Source organism: Pseudomonas sp. OV226, from assembly GCF_003148705.1.
Lineage (GTDB): Bacteria > Pseudomonadota > Gammaproteobacteria > Pseudomonadales > Pseudomonadaceae > Aquipseudomonas.
In genome coordinates this window covers 1-18,890 of the sequence record NZ_QGGS01000028.1, presented here as the reverse complement: position 1 = coordinate 18,890, position 18,890 = coordinate 1, and the positions used below count along the sequence as shown (strand labels likewise).

The 18,890-nt window shown below is 58.2% G+C and carries 14 protein-coding genes and 1 pseudogene; 8 read left to right on the top strand and 7 right to left on the bottom strand.

Translation table 11 applies throughout. The features are described 5' to 3' along the window. Positions 1-166: 166 nt before the first annotated feature. Both C7534_RS28760 and kdgD read right to left on the bottom strand, forming a co-directional pair. The gene (locus tag C7534_RS28760; protein WP_109787854.1) at positions 167-1,612 is read right to left on the bottom strand and encodes an aldehyde dehydrogenase family protein; all 1,446 of its coding nucleotides are present in this window, start codon (positions 1,610-1,612) and stop codon (positions 167-169) included. A gap of 61 nt (positions 1,613-1,673) precedes the next feature. Next, on the bottom strand, positions 1,674-2,585 hold the full coding sequence (gene kdgD / locus C7534_RS28755; protein WP_046026848.1) for a 5-dehydro-4-deoxyglucarate dehydratase: 912 nt from the start codon (positions 2,583-2,585) through the stop codon (positions 1,674-1,676). Between the two features lie 247 nt (positions 2,586-2,832). On the opposite strand from kdgD, the gene C7534_RS28750 reads away from it, so the two are divergent. Next, positions 2,833-4,137: a phospholipase gene (locus C7534_RS28750; RefSeq protein WP_109787853.1), complete on the top strand. Its 1,305-nt coding sequence runs from the start codon at positions 2,833-2,835 to the stop codon at positions 4,135-4,137. Between the two features lie 14 nt (positions 4,138-4,151). After that, entirely contained in the window at positions 4,152-4,343 is a 192-nt protein-coding gene (locus tag C7534_RS28745) for a hypothetical protein (protein ID WP_109787852.1), read from the top strand. Between the two features lie 156 nt (positions 4,344-4,499). Here the strand turns inward: C7534_RS28745 and C7534_RS28740 are convergent, their stop codons facing one another. From C7534_RS28740 to C7534_RS28725, 4 genes are all read right to left on the bottom strand, one after another. Continuing rightward, a complete protein-coding gene (locus C7534_RS28740) occupies positions 4,500-5,249 on the bottom strand; it encodes a FadR/GntR family transcriptional regulator (protein WP_175648959.1) in 750 nt (249 codons plus the stop codon). Positions 5,250-5,437: 188 nt separating this feature from the next. Next, positions 5,438-7,165, bottom strand: a complete 1,728-nt coding sequence (locus tag C7534_RS28735) for an ABC transporter ATP-binding protein/permease (protein ID WP_109787851.1) — start codon at positions 7,163-7,165, stop codon at positions 5,438-5,440. Positions 7,166-7,263: 98 nt separating this feature from the next. After that, positions 7,264-7,824 (bottom strand): response regulator transcription factor, encoded by a 561-nt coding sequence (locus tag C7534_RS28730; RefSeq protein ID WP_046026852.1) that lies wholly within the window; start codon positions 7,822-7,824, stop codon positions 7,264-7,266. Then, entirely contained in the window at positions 7,817-9,079 is a 1,263-nt protein-coding gene (locus C7534_RS28725; protein WP_109787850.1) for an ATP-binding protein, read from the bottom strand. The genes C7534_RS28730 and C7534_RS28725 overlap by 8 nt, the downstream gene beginning before the upstream one ends. 242 nt (positions 9,080-9,321) lie before the next feature. On the opposite strand from C7534_RS28725, the gene C7534_RS28720 reads away from it, so the two are divergent. Then, positions 9,322-10,038, top strand: coding sequence for an SIMPL domain-containing protein (locus tag C7534_RS28720; RefSeq protein WP_109787849.1), 717 nt, complete (start codon positions 9,322-9,324; stop codon positions 10,036-10,038). Positions 10,039-10,145: 107 nt separating this feature from the next. Here the strand turns inward: C7534_RS28720 and C7534_RS28715 are convergent, their stop codons facing one another. Next, positions 10,146-10,514, bottom strand: a complete 369-nt coding sequence (locus C7534_RS28715) for a DUF6124 family protein (RefSeq protein ID WP_077430879.1) — start codon at positions 10,512-10,514, stop codon at positions 10,146-10,148. Positions 10,515-11,882: 1,368 nt separating this feature from the next. Here C7534_RS28715 and C7534_RS28705 point away from each other — a divergent pair. The 5 genes and pseudogenes from C7534_RS28705 to C7534_RS28685 form a co-directional block, all read left to right on the top strand. After that, entirely contained in the window at positions 11,883-13,508 is a 1,626-nt protein-coding gene (locus C7534_RS28705) for an ABC transporter substrate-binding protein (protein WP_046026856.1), read from the top strand. 306 nt (positions 13,509-13,814) lie between these two features. Continuing rightward, entirely contained in the window at positions 13,815-15,416 is a 1,602-nt protein-coding gene (locus tag C7534_RS28700) for an ABC transporter substrate-binding protein (RefSeq protein WP_077430882.1), read from the top strand. Between the two features lie 170 nt (positions 15,417-15,586). Further along, positions 15,587-16,999 carry an OprD family porin gene (locus C7534_RS28695; protein ID WP_109787848.1) on the top strand — a complete coding sequence of 471 codons (1,413 nt, stop codon included), beginning with the start codon at positions 15,587-15,589 and terminating at the stop codon, positions 16,997-16,999. 78 nt (positions 17,000-17,077) lie between these two features. Continuing rightward, complete coding sequence (locus C7534_RS28690) at positions 17,078-18,673, top strand: ABC transporter substrate-binding protein (protein WP_109787847.1); 1,596 nt, start codon at positions 17,078-17,080, stop codon at positions 18,671-18,673. A gap of 74 nt (positions 18,674-18,747) precedes the next feature. Next, positions 18,748-18,890 (top strand): annotated as a pseudogene (locus C7534_RS28685) (peptide ABC transporter permease); the annotation flags it as partial.

Here is an 18,890-nt window from a genome sequence, read left to right as displayed (position 1 = left end):
GTACTCCCACTGATTATTTTTATGCGCGGGTGAAACTGTTTATCCCTGTAGGAGTTGTCGAGTGAAACGAGGCTGCGATCTTTTGATCTTTAAAAGCAAAGATCGCAGCCTCGTTTCACTCGACAGCTCCTACAGGGAGTGCGGTATCCGGGGATACCGCGATGTGTCAGGAGCCGATGTAGCTAGTCTTCACGACCGTGTAAAACTCTTGCGCGTAGCGACCTTGCTCGCGGGATCCATAGGATGAACCTTTACGCCCACCGAATGGAACGTGGTAATCCACGCCAGCGGTCGGCAGGTTGACCATCACCATCCCGGCCTGGGAGTGGCGCTTGAAGTGGTTGGCGTACTTCAACGACGTGGTGGCGATACCCGCCGACAGACCGAACTCGGTGTCGTTGGCCATGGCCAGTGCCGCGTCGTAATCCGCGACGCGAACCACGTTGGCCACCGGGCCGAAGATCTCTTCGCGGCTGATGCGCATCGCGGCTTCGCTGTCGGCAAACAGGGTTGGCGCGAGGAAGTAGCCTTCGGTGTCGCAGGTCACCAGACCACCGCCGCTGACCAGACGCGCACCTTCGGACTGGCCGATGTCGATGTACTTCATGTCCTGTTCAAGCTGCGCTTGCGAAACGACCGGGCCAATGTCGGTGCCGGCTTTCAACGCGTGGCCGACCTTGATCGACTTCATGCGTTCGGCCACGGCTTCGACGAACTTGTCGTGGATGCCGGCGGTGACGATGAAACGGCTCGAAGCAGTGCAACGCTGGCCGGTGGAGTAGAACGCGCTCTGCACCGACAGCTCGACCGCTTGCTTGAGGTCGGCGTCGTCGAGAATGATCTGCGGGTTTTTGCCACCCATTTCCAGCTGAACCTTGGCCTGACGCGACACACAGCTGACCGCGATCTGACGACCGACACCGACGGAGCCAGTGAAGCTGATGCCGTCGACTTTCGGGCTCTGCACCATGGCATCGCCAACCACACGACCGCTGCCCATCACCAGGTTGAACACACCGGCCGGGAAGCCTGCGCGGGAGATGATTTCGGCCAGGGCCCAGGCGCAACCCGGCACCAGATCAGCCGGCTTGAGCACCACGCAGTTGCCGTAGGCCAGGGCCGGGGCGATTTTCCATGCCGGGATAGCGATCGGGAAGTTCCACGGCGTGATCAGGCCAACCACGCCGAGCGCTTCGCGGGTCACTTCAACGTTCACACCCGGGCGTACCGACGGCAGGTAGTCGCCGGACAGACGCAGGCATTCACCGGCGAAAAACTTGAAAATATTACCGGCGCGGGTCACTTCACCAATGGCTTCAGGCAGGGTCTTGCCCTCCTCCCGAGCCAGCAAGTTGCCGAGTTCTTCACGACGGGCGAGGATTTCAGTACCTACTTTATCCAGCGAATCGTGACGTGCCTGGATGCCCGAAACGGACCAGGCCGGGAACGCAGCGCGAGCGGCGTCGATCGCGGCGTGAACCTGAGCCAGATCGGCTTTGGCGTAATTGCCAATGGTGTCGGTCAGTTCAGACGGGTTGATGTTGGCGCAGTATTCACTGCCCGCAACCCACTCACCATTGATGTAGTTATCAAAACGCTTTGCATCTGCCACGAGATGTTCTCCTCACGCAAAAGGCCGCTGACGAGTCAGCGGCCTTGCTTAATCGAAAGTGTTACTGCGCGCCCTGCTTGTCGATCAGTGCGGCGAGCATTTCGTACTCTTCGCGGGTCAGATCGGTCAGCGGTGCACGCACAGGACCTGCGTCATAGCCGGCAATTTTTGCCCCGGCCTTGACGATGCTCACGGCATAACCGGCCTTGCGGTTACGGATGTCCAGGTATGGCAGGAAGAAGTCGTCGATGATCTTGCCGACGGTGGCGTGATCTTCACGAGCGATCGCGTGGTAGAAGTCCATCGCGGTTTTCGGGATGAAGTTGAACACCGCCGAGGAGTAAACCGGCACGCCCAACGCCTTGTAGGCAGCGGCGTAGACTTCAGCGGTCGGCAAGCCGCCCAGGTAGCTGAAACGGTCACCGAGACGGCGACGGATCGACACCATCAGCTCGATATCGCCCAGGCCATCCTTGTAGCCGATCAGGTTCGGGCAGCGCTCGGCCAGACGTTCCAGCAGCGGCGCGGTCAGGCGGCAGACGTTACGGTTGTAAACCACCACGCCGATTTTTACCGATTTGCACACGGCCTCAACGTGGGCGGCAACGCCGTCCTGGCTGGCTTCGGTCAGGTAGTGCGGCAGCAGCAACAAGCCTTTGGCGCCCAGACGCTCGGCTTCCTGTGCGTATTCGATGGCTTGACGGGTCGAACCGCCAACACCGGCCAGGATCGGCACGCTGGTTTCGCAGGTATCGACGGCCGTCTTGATGATTTCCGAATATTCGCTGGCCGCCAGAGAGAAGAACTCACCGGTACCGCCTGCGGCGAACAACGCCGTGGCGCCGTATGGGGCCAGCCATTCGAGACGCTTGATGTAGCCCGCGCGATGGAAATCGCCCTGAGCATTGAAATCGGTAACCGGGAAAGACAGCAGACCGGAAGAGAGGATGGACTTCAGTTCTTGTGGATTCATTATTCGAACACCCTGGGTAGCAACGTATGTGTGTGTGTGTGTGTGTGAGAAACCGTTCAGCTTTCGCCGAGTTGTAGGTCATCGTACAACTTAAATAATAACCGTCAACTGCATTTCATCGCCGGCTGCATTTTTATGTAGGAGAGGCTCCTTCCTTGACGTAGGAAATTTCTCGGCTAAGATCGACTTAACTGTATATACATACAGTTATTTTGAAATCTGCCTACGACATATCAAGGAGATAGAAATGTCAGGTCTACACACAAAACCTCAGGAAACACCGAAACAGGTCATTGCCAATCTGGATGATCTTTTTACTGAACGCGGCATTACCGTCAGCGCCAACGAACACGTAGTGCTGCACCTTGTCGAGCAACACATCGCGGCTCCTCAACCGCCTGCCTCAACCTCCGCGAGTGCTCTGAAAGGCAAGCCACAGCTACGTTTCGAGGGGGGTGAACACACCGCCATCGGCAACACCACGCTGCTGCGTTTCGTCAAGGATGCCCCGGCCATTCCAGCGGCCCAAGTTGAATTGCACCTGCCCAATGGCCTGGCGCTGACCTATGGCCAAGTGGTTGCGTTGGGGGGTGATTTCTATGGCATTCCCGATCAGCCCGTCAGCGAAGGCGCCACGCCTGCGGAGCGTATCCAGCGCTTTGCCAATGCCTTCAATTCACTCGCTATGCTGCCGGCCGCCAATGCCGAGGCCAAGCAGATCCTCGCCGTGATGCAGAAGGAAATCGCCGCCGTTAATCAGGCGATCCGGGAAGGCAAACAACCTCACGAGGTTTATGACGCCTTGGGAGATACGTTGTCGGAAGAGTGGAACAAGATCACCGGCGGCGGCAGTTTTGTCTCGGCCCTGTTCCCGTTGGGGCGCTATCTGAAATTGGCCGCCAACAACACCGACCATTTTGCCGAAGGGGCGCTGGCGGCCTACATCGCCGGGCATACGGCGGCGGTGCAGCAAGCGGTTCTGGCGAAAAGCAGTGGCGACGAAAAACAGCTGGAAATCGCCTACGCGATGAATGCCTTTGCTGATCATTACCTGACCGACCTGTTCTCCGCCGGCCACCTGCGTGTGCCGCGCAAGCAATTGGCAGCGGTGGTCACACCCAGCGACCTGGGCTCGTTAATCACCCGTTTCATGCACGATGAAGACAGCAAATTCGGCCTCAATGTGCGCAACGGCAATGGCGACCAATGGCGGGCCTATGGCGACAAACGCTACTTTGACGCGATCGACAGCGCCAACCGCGTGCAGGTCAATCAAGCGGTTCAACTGTCTGCGGATGAGATCTTCGCGACGTACCTCAGCGGAGTCGCTCCATCGCCGAGCAACTTCAGCGCCTTGAAAAAGCTGCCGGACCTGCAAGCCGTGCTGAACCCGGCGGGCAATTTCTCGCCGCTGTTCAGGGTCGAGGGCAGCAAAGTGCTGCGACGCAAGGACGTCAACAACCTGAACGACACCGCCACCGTCGACGACTGGTGGGGCTGGAGCACCTACTTGCTGCTCAAGGACTACACACCCACCGGCAACGTTGCCTGATAAGGAGATCCATGATGACGATCAAATTGAAACTGGAACTGGCTTCGGGCCAATCAATGAACGGTGCGCCGCTGGAGTTATTGTCCAAGGGCGTGGTGATTGCGCGGGCGGTGGTGAATGGGCGTGGGGACGTGGTGTTTGATGCCAAGCCTGGGGTGGCTGGATTGGCGGTGAGGGTGGATCGGTCAATCCTGCGTACTGGCTGATTTTTTCATCAGGGCTACTGGCCCAATCGCGAGCAAGCTCGACTCCCACAGGTTTTGTGTCGATCACAACCGTGTGAACGCACACAAGACACTGTGGGAGCCGAGCTTGCTCGCGATGGCATTCCAGCAGACAGCAGAAAACTCCGAACCAGAAAATTAACCCCGCTGCGCCTCAGCCTCTTCATGCGCATGACGCAGCCGCTCACGGCTATTGGTCAAGTGCAAACGCATCGCCGCTCGCGCCGCATCGGAATCCTGGCGAGCGATGGCGTCGTAAATCTCTTCGTGCTCACGACTCAGGCGATTCATGTAGTGCTGCTGGTCGTCATGGGCCAGGCGCGCCGAGTTCAGCCGCGTGCGCGGAATGATGCTGGTGCCCAGGTGAGTCATGATGTCGGTGAAGTAGCGGTTTCCGGTTGCCAGGGCAATTTGCAGGTGGAACTGGAAGTCCGAGGCGACCGCATCGCTGGCGTGGGAAGCGCTTTCGTTCAGGGCGTCCAGTGCGGCTCTCATCAGACCCAACTGCTCAGGGCTGCGGCGTTGCGCGGCGAGGCCGGCGGATTCGACTTCGAGGCTGATGCGCAATTCCAGAATCGCCAACACGTCACGCAGGGTCACCACCGTCGCCGGGTCAATACGGAAGCCGCTCGGGCTTGGCGTATCGAGCACGAAGGTGCCGATGCCATGGCGGGTTTCCACCTGCCCGGCTGCCTGCAAGCGGGAAATCGCTTCGCGCACCACGGTGCGGCTGACGCCATGGGCGTCCATGATCGCCGACTCGGTGGGCAATTTGTCGCCGCGCTTGAGGAGACCGTCGCGGATCTGCTCGGACAGCACCGTCACCAATTCCTGTGCGAGGCTGCGGCGCTTGCGAGGGAGGCGGGGTGCGTCAATCGGGTTTTCCATGGTGAACATCTGTCTCGAAAATTCGGCTGAATCCGCATCATAGCTCAACGCGGTTGTACGATCACCGTCGGTGAATATCGCCCGCCGTAGGAGCAAGGCTTGCCCGCGATGGCCATTACTCGGTCTATCCGAGCGACTGCGTTATCGTTCATCGCGGGCAAGCCTTGCTCCTACGGGCATTGTGGTGTTCAGGCGGTCACGGTCTGGTCCACCAAATGGCCGTTCTCGATGCGAACATGCCGTGGATGGAAACGCTTCAGGCTGCTGCGATGCCCGACGCTGATAATGCTCAGCCCTGGCAACTCATCGATCAGCGCTTGATACAACGAAGCCTCATCCTCTTCGTCCATCGCCGACGTCGCTTCGTCCATGTACAGCCATTGCGGTGCGTACAGCAGCGCGCGGGCAAATGCCAAACGTTGCTGTTCACCCGGCGAGAGCATGCGCTGCCAGTGGTTGGCTTCATCCAGACGTCCAACAAGATGCGGCAATCGGCAGGTTTCCAGCACGTGAACGTAGCGTTCTTGCGTATAGGTATCGCCAGGCTGTGGATAACTCAGCACTTCGCGCAGGCTGCCAATCGGCAGATAAGGCTTTTGCGGCAGGAACAGGTAGCGCGCCGATGGCAGGCGAATGCTGCCGTGGCCGCGCGGCCACAAGTGCCCCATGGCTCGCAACAAGGTCGACTTGCCACTGCCGGAACGCCCGCTGAGCATGACACGCTCGCCCTCTTCCACCGCCATATCGGCGTTGGTCAGCAAGTGACGACCGTCCGCCAGATCGAGGCCCAGGTTGTGGATCTTCAGTTCCGTGCCTTGATTCTGCACGTCGATGGCCTGCTGGCGCTCTTCATTGTCGGTCATGGCCTGACGGAAGCTGAGCAGACGGTCACAGGTGGCACGCCATGAGGCGAGGTTCTGATACGCACTGATAAACCAGCTGAAGCTTTCCTGCACATTGCCGAATGCCGAGCTGATTTGCATCAGCTCACCGAGTTCGATCTTGCCGGAGAGGTAACGCGGCGAGGCAACAATGAACGGGAAAATGATGGCCGCCTGGCTGTAACCGGCGGTAAAGAATGTCAGGCGTTTGGACACTTTCATGATGTCCCAGAAATTATGCCAGACCATTCCGAAGCGGCCGCTCAACCGACGATTTTCGTTCGGCTCTCCGTTATATAACGCAATGCTTTCGGCATTCTCGCGAATCCGTACCATGGAGAAACGCAGGTCGGCTTCGAAGCGTTGTTGTTGGTTGTTCAGACCGATCAAGCGGCGACCGATCAAATGCGTCAACCAGCTGCCTACCACTGCGTAAACCAGTACGCACCAGAACATGTAGCCGGGAATAGTGATACCGAAGACTTCAATACTGCCCGACACGCCCCACAGAATGATCGAGAACGACACCAGGCTGACGATATTGCGCAGCAGCCCGATACCCAGCTCAAGGGTGTTGGAGGTGAAGTTGTTAAGGTCTTCGGAAATCCGCTGGTCCGGGTTATCGGTGTAACCGCCCTGCTCCAGCTGGTAGTAGTTTTTGTTGCCGAGCCAACGGGCAAAGTGCTTCTCCGTCAGCCAGGCTCGCCAGCGGATGGTCAGCATCTGTGTCAGATAAAGCCGGTACACCGCACCGACAATCGCCACGGCGGCAATCACGCAGAAATACAGAATCAGCTGCCAGAACGCGGCTTCATCTTTCTTTTGCAAGGCGTTGTAGAAGTCCTTGTACCAGGTGTTGAACCACACCGAGATTCCCACGCTGATCAGCGACAGCGCAATCACTGCAATCAACAGCGTCCAGGCCTTGGCCTTCTCTTCACTTTGCCAATAGGGCGTGATAATCGCCCAGACTTTGCGGAAAAACTGCCCGCGCACGGCATCGTTGACCGCGGAATATTCAGCGTTCTGATTCATGAATAAGGCTCGATAGAGAAAAGAACACGCACGAACCGATCATAGTAGATCGGCTCGGGTTATCGCGAGGACTCTGACGATGATCGTTCAGCGTCCGTTCAGCGACGCACGGGGCGCTTCTGTAGTTTGCGCTGCAAGGTGCGGCGGTGCATGCCCAAGGCGCGAGCGGTGGCAGAGATATTGCCTTCGTGCTCGGTCAGCACGCGCTGGATGTGTTCCCACTGCAAACGGTCCACCGACATCGGGTTTTCCGGTACCAGGGAATCGAGGTCGGCGTGCTCGGAAAGCAGCGCAGCCAGCACGTCGTCGGCGTCGGCCGGTTTGCACAGGTAATTGCAGGCGCCGCGCTTGATCGCCTCGACGGCGGTGGCAATGCTCGAATAACCGGTGAGGATCACCACGCGCATTTCCGGGTCCAGTTCAAGCAGTTTGGGCAGCAATACCAAACCCGAGTCGCCGTCCATTTTCAAGTCCAGCGCGGCGTAATCCGGCAGATCGGCCTGAGCGATGGTCAGGCCTTCTTCGGCAGAGCCTGCAGTGCTGACGCGAAAACCGCGGCGGGCCATGGCGCGTGCCATCACGCGGGTGAAGGTGGCATCGTCGTCGACCAACAGCAAATGCGGCAGTTCTTCGCCTTCAACTTGGATATCGTCACTCATGTTCGTCTCCTCGGGCGACACGGGGCAGGCGCAGCTCGGTGAGCGTGCCGCCTTCCTCATGACTGTAGAGTTTCACTGAGCCGCCGGCGCGTGTCACGCTGGCCTTGCTCAAAAACAGGCCCAGGCCGAAACCTTTGCCCTTGGTGGTAAAAAACGGTTTGCCGATCTGCTCGGCGATGGCCAGCGGCACACCGGCGCCGTGGTCACGAATGCTGATGGTCAGGTTTTCAAAATCCCAGTCCAGCGTCACTTGCAGCCCTTCGGGGCAAGCATCGGCGGCGTTGTTCAGCAAATTCAGCAACGCCTGGGTCAAGTCCGGTGCCGGCGCCATGCGCGGCACGGTGCCCTGCCCCAGGCGCTGGAACCGGTAACTGGCTTCCGGGCGCATCAGGTGCCAGCGGTTCAGCGCTTCATCGAGCCAGTCGGTGACGTCCTGCATCTCCACCGCCAAGCGGCGATTGGCTTCGGCGGCACGCACCAGTTGCTGCAAGGTTTCTTTGCAGGCCTTGACCTGATCCTGCAGCACCTTCAGATCATCCTGCAACATCGGGTCTGGATGATCCTGTTGCATCTCTTTGAGCAACACGCTCATGGTCGCCAGCGGCGTGCCCAATTCGTGAGCCGCACCAGCCGCTTGCGTCGCAACAGCCAGCAATTGCTGGTCACGCAGGCCTTCCTCGCGACGAATGGCACGCAGCTCTTCCTGACGGCGCAACTCTTCGGCCATGCGCGCAGCAAAAAAGGTAATCACCGCCGCGGCCAGCGCGAAACTCAGCCACATGCCGTAGACCTGCAGGTTTTCCCGGGCAATCGGGAAGGTTTGCAACGGATAGAAACGCGCGAGCAGCAAGGTGTACATCGTCAAGGCGATACCGGACAGGATCACCGAATAACGCCATGGCAAGGTCACAGCGGCAATGGTCAGCGGCACCAGGTAATAAGAGACGAACGGGTTGGTCGAGCCACCGGAGAAATACAACAGGGCGCTGTGGATAAACAGGTCGCAGGCCAGCTGCAGCGCGTATTCGAGCTCCGTCACCGGCCACGACGTGCGCAGGCGAACCGCCGTGAATACGCACAGCAGCGTCGAGCAGGCGAGGGTCATTGCCAGTTGCACCCACGGCAGCGGCAGCAGGTCCAGCCAGTAGGCCAACCCCACGGAACCGGCCTGAGCGGCGAGCACCAATGTGCGGATGAACGTCAGCCGCCAGAGGTTCTGGCGAGTAGCAGAAGTGATTTGAACGGGGGCGAGCATGAGCTCTCCTGATGAGCGCTCCAGGCGGATCGCACGGAGTATAACCAAGCGCGGGGGCTGGCAGGCAAAAGTGCGGCAAACCGCCACATGGCAATGGCCAACACAAACCCTTGTAGCAGCTACAGGCGATCGCGTTGATCTGTATAGAAGTTGTAACTGGGCGAACCGGATCATTAAAGCTAGAGTCTGATGGTTTCACGCAGGCTTGGACCTGACGCCTGCGCACCGCCCAAGGAGTTTTCATGCACACATTTCGCCGCAGCGCCGCCCTTCTCGCCCTGAGCATTGGCACCCTCGCCAGCCTCCCGACCCTGGCCGCCGACGAGCTGCACTACAACCAGATCTCCCTGCGCGCTGAAGTCAGCCAGGAAGTGGCTCGCGACCTGATGATCGTGACCCTCTACACCGAAGAACAAAACACCGACCCGGCCAAACTCGCCGCCGACGTCAGCACCACCATGAACAAAGCGCTGGCCCAGGCCAAACAAGTCAAAGACATCACCTTGCGCCAGGGCAGCCGCAACAGCTACCCGATCTACGACACCAAGGGCCAGAAAATCACCGGCTGGCGCGAACGCGCCGAACTGCGCCTGGAAAGCTCCGACTTTGCCGCCCTGTCGAAATTGACCGGCGAACTGCTGACCGACCTGAAAATGGGCGGCATGGACTTCGCCATCGCCACGCCAACCCGCAAGGCCAGTGAAGACGCGCTGCTCAAAGATGCCGTGACGGCCTTCAAGGCCCGCGCGCAACTGGCGACCGATGCACTGGGCGGCAAGAGCTACAAAATCGTTAACCTGAACCTGAACAGCAACGGTTATCCACAACCCTACATGCGCGGGCCGATGATGATGAAAGCTGCCGCAATGGATTCGGCGCCGGTGACCCCGGATGTGGAAGCCGGCACCAGCCAGGTCAGCATGACGGCGGATGGGTCGATTGAAGTGTTGATGCCTTGATTTAATAGCTCGTACATATAAACGGCGATCACCCAGTGATCGCCGTTTTTTATTGCCCGTCGCGAACCAGTCAGATGTTGTGCCGACTGATCCACGGCTCTCGCGTTTTATGCCGGATCAACGTTATCCAACGCCCGATTCACCGCCAACTCCGCCAGCATGATGATCTGCTGAATCGCCATTGCCGTATTACGCTGCGGGCCGATCAGGTTCGTGGCGAAATCACTGGTCATGACGCTGGCAGAGGCCAGTGACTCACAGGCTTGTGCCAGCAGGCTTTCGGTGTCCATGTTCGGGGCGATCATGTACATCGTGCTGGGGCGGCGGGGTTTTTCGGTGTATTGGGATGGAGGGTCGAGGTAGTAGTCGAGAGCGCGTTTTATGGCTTCGCGGTCTTTGATTAGCGACTCGGTGCGCAAAGTCTCGGCATCGGGTGCGGTGGTATCGAGGGGTGGATCGGGTACTAACTTATCCATGGGAAAACTCCTACTTACTGATGGGAGCCATCCATTGCCATTTCCACACGACAAATAGGTGGCCGCTGTACGCAGGGTGGAAATACCGGTTAGTAGGACCCGGCCAGACCGAAGTCTGCCCACGCACAGCCGCCATAACGCAGTTTGCAGACGAAAGAAGTCATCGGCAACGATTACGATGGTCCAGCTATGCGGCTACTAAGAGATCCAGGTTTCCACGCCCGGTCGCTGAAATCGCAGCGACAGCCAAAGATTAGAAGGCCCTCTTCCTACCCGGCAACCTGAAAAATGCGTGGGAAAGCACTGCGTTTTTTACACATCATTCAACACAAAGATGGAACGCGGAGCGTCCCCGGCGGCATTCCCACGCGGAGCGTGGGAACGATCAATTGATGCACACCTGTTAGAGATCGGTCGGCTGTCAGGCCGCCATCGCTGGCAAGCCATGCTCCTACAGGGAATGAGTACACCGGCCGCTTCTCACCACTCATCAGGCCGAGCGTTAGCTCGCCTACAGCTCTTGATCTTGATCCACCCGCCCCTTCGGGAGGCTGAGTGGAGGTGTTCATCCGGGGAGTGGCGCGCAGCGCCGTTCGACGCAGTCGAACACGCTGCATGTAGGTCGAAGCGAAGCCGACCGGAGGGCAGTGTCCCCGGATGGATACCGGAGCGAAGGAACGCCGAGCCTTGGCGAGGGGCCGGACGCTCGGGGCGAGCCTTTTTTTGCTTACTTTTTTTTGGCGTTTGAAAAAAAAGTGAGTCGCCGTAAGGGCGAACCCTAAGCCGCCGTTACCGCAGCAACGGATATACACACAACCCACAAAAACATGGTCGGCCCAAAGGCCGCCACGACCAAGCGGCGCCACCGAAAGAACCAACGGTTGCACCCAGTGCCACCGCCAAGCAGACAGCCCACGACCCAAGAACTGTCCACCCAAAAACAGCGACCGGTCAAACTGCCCCCACACCCCCAACAAACCCGTTAAACAACAAATACCTAACACCTCACCAAGCAATCAACACCATCCCGCCCCCGACGTAAGAAAACCCCCACCCCGAAAATCAGCCATCTAGGGAATTCTGCCCCCACCGTGTGGGTATAAATAAGTAACACCACGCCCCAACGGGGTGCGCAAATCACCGAGATCGCCCCGCCCCGGTGCGCCGGTTGCACCGAAAAAATCACCCGCAAACGGTCAAATGCACCTGAATTTATACAAATGCGACATTAAGGTACGTACGTGCCACTGTTTAACGCCTATGCTCGATCAGGATCTTGCATTGGGTATGGCCCCTGCATAAGTATCCGCAGGGTCGACTCACGAGGTCGTCCTATAATTCCAAAAAAGCCACAATCATGAGGCCACCATGCTTAAACACGCGGTCATTCCGTTTTTAGTCGGCGCCAGCATGCTAGCTGCCGCACCCTTCGCCCAAGCCGCGACTAACCTGGTGTTCTGCTCCGAAGGGAGCCCGGCCGGTTTCGACCCAGGTCAATACACCACCGGGACCGACTTCGACGCCTCTGCAGAAACCATGTTCAACCGCCTCACCCAGTTCGAACGTGGCGGCACCGCTGTCATTCCTGGTCTGGCGACCAGCTGGGATATTTCCCCGGACGGCCTGACGTACACCTTCCACCTGCGCGACGGCGTCAAGTTCCACACCACCCCGTACTTCAAGCCGACTCGTGATTTCAACGCCGACGACGTGCTGTTCACCTTTAATCGCATGATTAACAAGGATGATCCGTTCCGTAAGGCGTACCCGACCGAATTCCCGTACTTCACCGACATGGGGATGGACACCAACATCACCAAGATCGATAAAGTCGACGACAAAACCGTCAAGTTCACCCTCAAGGAAGTTGATGCCGCGTTCATCCAGAACATGGCCATGAGCTTCGCCTCGCTCCAGTCCGCCGAGTACGCAGCCCAGCTGCTGAAAGAAGGCAAAGCCGCCGACATCAACCAGAAGCCGGTCGGTACTGGTCCGTTCGTGTTCAAGAGCTACCAGAAAGACTCCAACATCCGCTACACCGGGAACAAGGACTACTGGAAGCCGGACGACGTGAAGATCGACAACCTGATCTTCGCCATCACCACTGACCCGTCGGTGCGTATCCAGAAGCTGAAGAAGGGCGAGTGCCAGATCACTCTGTTCCCACGTCCGGCCGACCTGAAGGCGCTGAAAGAAGACAAGTCCCTGAAAGTGCCTGATCAGGCCGGTTTCAACCTGGGCTACATCGCCTACAACGTGATGCCTAAGGTCAAGGGTCAAACCGACGCCAACCCGCTGGCTGAACTGAAAGTGCGCCAGGCACTGGACATGGCAGTCAACAAGCAACAGATCATCGACTCCGTTTACCAGGGCGCCGGCCAACTGGCCGTCAACGCCATGCCACCGACCCAGTGGTCCTACGACACCACCATCAAAGATGCCAAGTACGATCCTGAGAAAGCCAAAGAGCTGCTCAAGGAAGCCGGCGTGAAGGAAGGCACCGAAATCGTCCTGTGGGCGATGCCGGTACAGCGTCCATACAACCCGAACGCCAAGCTGATGGCAGAAATGCTGCAGTCCGACTGGTCCAAGATCGGCCTCAAGGTCAAGATCCAGAGCTACGAGTGGGGCGAGTACATCAAGCGCTCCAAAGGTGGCGAGAACCAGGCAATGCTGATTGGCTGGAGCGGTGACAATGGTGATCCGGACAACTGGCTGAACGTGCTGTTCGGCTGTGATTCGCTGGAAGGCAACAACTTCTCCAAATGGTGCGACAAGAAGTTCGACGGCATCGTAAAAGAAGCCAAGCGCACGACCGATCAGGCCAAGCGCACCGAACTGTACAAACAAGCGCAACACGTCCTCAAAGACGCCGTTCCAATGACACCTATCGCTCACTCGACGGTGTTCCAACCTATGCGCAACGAAGTGCAGGATTTCAAGATCAGCCCGTTTGGCTTGAACTCCTTCTACGGCGTCAGCGTCAGCAAATAAGGTGTTGCAACGGCGACGTTTCTGACGTCGCCGTTGTTTTATCTGCCGAGAAAGTAGGAAAACTCTTACATCCAATTCCGCCGCGTACTACCGCGGTGGTGTCGGACGCGTTGCCATTTCCTACGAGTCTTTAGGACTCTACGCATTTACTGCCAGACCCACGGCCCCTACCGTCGGGTTCTGACCAGCTTATGTGTGGGTTCTCGGTTATTGCCGCCCGCAGGGTTTGAATTCAGTGATCCTCCACGTCCCAGGACGGGACGGCGGCTCATTGTCAAAACACTCGTCAATACAAGAGGGAGCGTCATGCGCCATACCTTGGTTTTATCCGCATTACTGGGCACCGGCCTGTTGGCCGCCACTTCCATGAGCCAGGCCGCCAATAACAGCCTGGTGTTCTGCTCCGAAGGCAGCCCCGCCGGTTTCGACACGGCGCAGTACACCACTGCGACCGATAACGACGCCGCCGAGCCGCTGTACAACCGACTGGCAGAGTTTGAAAAAGGCGCGACCAACGTCGTACCGGGCCTGGCCACGAGCTGGGATATTTCCGAGGACGGCCTTAAGTACACGTTTCACCTGCGCGAAGGGGTGAAGTTTCATGGCACCCAATACTTCACGCCGACCCGTGATTTCAACGCCGATGACGTGCTGTTCACGTTTAATCGCATGCTCGACCCACAACAACCATTCCGTAAGGCTTATCCGACCGAGTTCCCGTATTTCAACGGGATGAGCCTGAACAAGAACATCGCCAAGGTCGAAAAGACCGGACCGCTGACCGTGGTCATGACGCTCAACAGCGTCGACGCCGCGTTCATCCAGAACATCGCCATGAGTTTCGCCGCCATCCTGTCCGCCGAGTACGCCGACAAACTGCTGGCCGAAGGCAAGCCGAGCGATATCAACCAGAAGCCGATCGGCACTGGCCCGTTTGTCTTCAAGAGCTACCAGAAAGACTCCAACATCCGTTACACCGGCAACAAGCAGTACTGGGACCCCAGCCGGGTCAAGCTCGACAACCTGATTTTCGCCATCAATACCGACGCCTCGGTACGCGTGCAGAAACTCAAGGCCAACGAGTGCCAGATCACCCTGCACCCGCGCCCTGCCGATGTGGAGGCACTGAAGAGCGACACAAAACTCAAGCTGATCGAGAAGCCTGGCTTCAACCTCGGCTACATCGCCTACAACGTTCGGCACAAGCCTTTCGACCAGCTCGAAGTGCGCCAGGCGCTCGACATGGCGGTGAACAAACAAAGCATTCTCAAGGCCGTCTATCAGGGTGCCGGTCAACTGGCCGTCAACGCCATGCCACCAACGCAATGGTCCTACGACGAGACGATCAAGGACGCCGCCTATAACCCGGAAAAAGCCAAGGAACTGCTCAAGGCTGCCGGCGTGAAAGAAGGCACCGAAATCACTCTGTGGGCGATGCCCGTTCAGCGCCCTTACAACCCGAACGCCAAGTTGATGGCCGAAATGCTCCAGGCTGACTGGGCGAAAATCGGTCTCAACGTGAAGATTGTCAGCTATGAATGGGGCGAGTACATCAAGCGCACCAAGAATGGCGAGCACGACATCAGCCTCATCGGCTGGACCGGGGACAATGGGGACCCGGACAACTGGCTCGGCACGCTTTACAGCTGCGACGCCATCGGTGGCAACAACTACTCCATGTGGTGTGATCCGGCTTACGACAAGCTGATCAAGCAGGCCAAGGTCGTCACCGACCGTGACCAGCGCACCGTGCTCTACAAACAGGCGCAGCAGTACCTCAAACAGCAGGTGCCGATCACGCCAGTCGCCCACTCGACGGTTAACCAGCCGTTAAGCGCCAAAGTCGAAGGGTTCAAAGTCAGCCCCTTCGGCCGCAACGTGTTCTCGGGCGTCAGTATCGACCAATAACCGATTAGCCAGAACGCTGGGGGCGCAGTGCGCCCTCATGCAAACGTATTGCCGTAATTCGCCGATTCGGCCTACAGCAAACGTTTGCGATGCCTTATATGAGTTCTAAACCAAATAGCCGGACCACCAAAAAAGACCGGTATAAAAAAAGAAAGTAAGGAGCTTCACCCATGAAACTGAGCAGCACCGCGTTATTGGCCTTGGCCATCAGCAGCGTAACCGCCACGGCTTACGCAGAAACCCAGAGCCAGGAATTCACCCCGGTGACGGTCAACACCAAAAGCGCACAAGCCGACGCAACCGGCTTTGTCGAAGGCCAATCCATCAGCGGCACCACGCGCAACTGGTACGCCAACGAACAACTGCATCGCGGCGGCAAGTTCACCTACCGCAAAGACGGTGTAGCCACCCCGACAGATCGTCGTATCAACTGGGTTCAAGGCACCATCATCAAGTACAACTCCGGCTTCACTGAAGGGACCGTGGGTTTCAGCACTGAAGTGGCGGCCTACAACGCTGTCGCGCTTGAACGCGACCGTGAGAACCTGGCCTCCAACAACGGTGGCGCACCGACTTCTCGTCCAGGCGCTGGCAACAACCGTACCCTGACCAAGGAGGGCGGCGACGCTCAAGGCCAGTGGAGCAAACTGGGCCTGGCCAACGTCAAGGCGCGCGTCTCCAACACCACGCTGACTGCCGGCCGCATGAACTTCAGCAGCCCGCAAGTTGATGTGATCGGTAACCGTGCGCTGCCTTCGAGCTTCCAGGGCGTCGCAGTCCACAGCGAAGAGCTGAACAACCTGGCTTTCGACCTGGGCACCTTCGACCGCAACTCACCGCGTACCGAAGAGAGCCTGCGCAAGTTCCGCTCCGAATACGGTACCAGCAGCGCCGAAGCCGACCACGTAAGCACCGGCGGTATTACCTACCAGCCATTCGCCAGCCTGACCACCAGCTTCTGGGGCACCCAGGCTGAAGACTTGTGGAACCAGTACTACTTCGGCGCCAGCCACGTATTGGGTGACAGCTCGGTACTGAGCCTGACCACCGGCCTGAACTACTACAAGACCGTCGATGAAGGTAAAAAGCTGCTGGGCGAAATCGACAACCAGGCCGGCTCCCTGTCGTTCGGCCTGACTCACCAGGCTCACACCCTGACCTTCTCGTACCAGGAAATTAACGGTAACGAGTACTTCGACTACCTGCACGAAACCAACGGCATCTACCTGGCCAACTCCCTGCTGTCGGACTTCAACGGCCCGAACGAGAAATCCTTCCAGGTTGCCTACGGTCTGAACATGGCCGAATACGGCGTGCCAGGCCTGAAGTTCAACATCTACCAGGCTCGCGGCTGGGGCATCGACGGTACTCACTACACCGGTACTGCCTACGACGTGAAGAACATGGACGGCGAAACCCACTACGAATACGGCATCGGTTCTACCTACGCCATTCAAAGCGGCCCGCTCAAGGCCACCACTGTTCGCGCGACCTACACCGCTCACCGCGCCAGTGAAAACCAGGGTGATGGCAGCATCAACGAGTTCCGTCTCGTGACCACTATTCCGTTCAATATTCTGTAATGCACCTGCCCACCGGCTGATTCAGTGACGAATCGGCCGTTGGGGTTTTGTCCTTTAACCGATTGCAGAGGGTTCTTGATGAAAATGCTTCCCCTACGTGCGGCCATCGCTGCCGCGTTGCTGAGTGTCGCTGTTGGTGTCTCGGCCAAACCCCTGGTGGTCTGCACCGAAGCCAGTCCGGAAGGCTTCGATATGGTCCAGTACACAACTGCAGTCACCGCCGATGCAGTGGCCGAAACCCTCTTCAATCGCCTGGCGGACTTCAAGCCCGGCACCACCGAGGTGATTCCGGCGCTGGCCGACTCCTGGGACATCAGTGAAGACGGTCTGAGCTACACGTTCCACCTGCGCAAAGGCGTCAAGTTTCACACCACCGATTACTTCAAGCCGACCCGCGACATGAACGCCGACGACGTAGTCTGGAGCTTCCAGCGTCAACTGGACCCAAACCACCCATGGCACAAACTGTCGAGCGTGGGCTTCCCGTACTTTGAAAGCATGGGCTTTAAAGAACTGCTCAAAAGCGTAGAAAAAGTCGACGACAACACGGTCAAGTTCACCCTGACCCGTCGCGAAGCGCCATTCCTGGCTGACATTGCCATGGCCTTCTCCTCGATCTACTCCGCCGAGTACGCTGACCAGTTGCTCAAGGCCAACAAGGCCGGCGACCTGAACAACAAACCGGTCGGCACCGGCCCGTTCGTGTTCCAGCGCTATAACAAGGACGCGCAAGTTCGCTTCAAGGCCAACCCGGAGTACTTTCGTGGCAAGCCACCGGCAGACGCGTTGATTCTGGCGATTGCGACCGACAACAACGTGCGCCTGCAAAAACTCAAGGCCAACGAGTGCCAGATCGCGCTGTATCCGAAACCGGATGACATCCCGAGCATCAAGAAAGACACCAACCTCAAGGTTGATGAGCTGAACGCGATGACCGTTTCCTACATCGCGATGAACACCTCGCACAAGTACATGAGTGATGTGCGCGTGCGTAAAGCCATCGACATCGCGTTCGACAAGGCGGCCTATGTCAACGCGCTGTTCGGCAAAGGCAACGCGACTGTGGCGGTCAACCCGTACCCGGACACCCTGCTGGGCTACAACCACAAGCTGACCAACCCGCCGCGTGACTTGGACAAGGCCCGCGCCTTGCTCAAGGAAGCAGGCGTACCGGAAGGCACAACGTTTACACTGTTCACCCGTAACGGCGGCGGGCCGACCAACCCGAACCCGATGCTGGGCGCGCAGATGATGCAGGCTGACCTGGCCAAGGTCGGCATCAAGATCGACATTCGCGTCATGGAATGGGGCGAAATGCTCAAACGTGCGAAAAACGGCGAGCACGACATGGTTTCCGCCGGATGGGCGGGCGATAACGGCGACCCGGATAACTTCCTGACGCCTATGCTGAGTTGCGAAGCAGCCAAGAACGGCGAAAACTACGCGCGCTGGTGCAACGAGAAATTCCAGACGCTGATCGACGAAGCCCGAGCTAAAGTGAACCCGACGGAACGTGCAGCGCTCTACGAGCAAGCCCAGGAGGTTTTCAATCAGGACCAGCCATGGATCAGCATGGCGCACACCCGTATGTTTACTGCAATGCGCAACAACGTAGAGGGCTATCACATTAGCCCGCTTACCACGAATAACTTCGCCACCACCCAGGTGAAGTAAATAAGAAAACTCCCGGTGTCCCTGACTCCAGGGACACCAGGCACGCCTAACCGGCTGATGAGGTACACCACAAGATGTTTAGTTTTATTGCCCGCCGATTGGGGTTATTGATCCCCACGTTTTTCGGCATCACCTTGCTGACTTTCGCGCTGATTCGCATGATTCCAGGCGACCCGGTGGAAGTCATGATGGGCGAACGTCGCGTCGACCCCGAAAT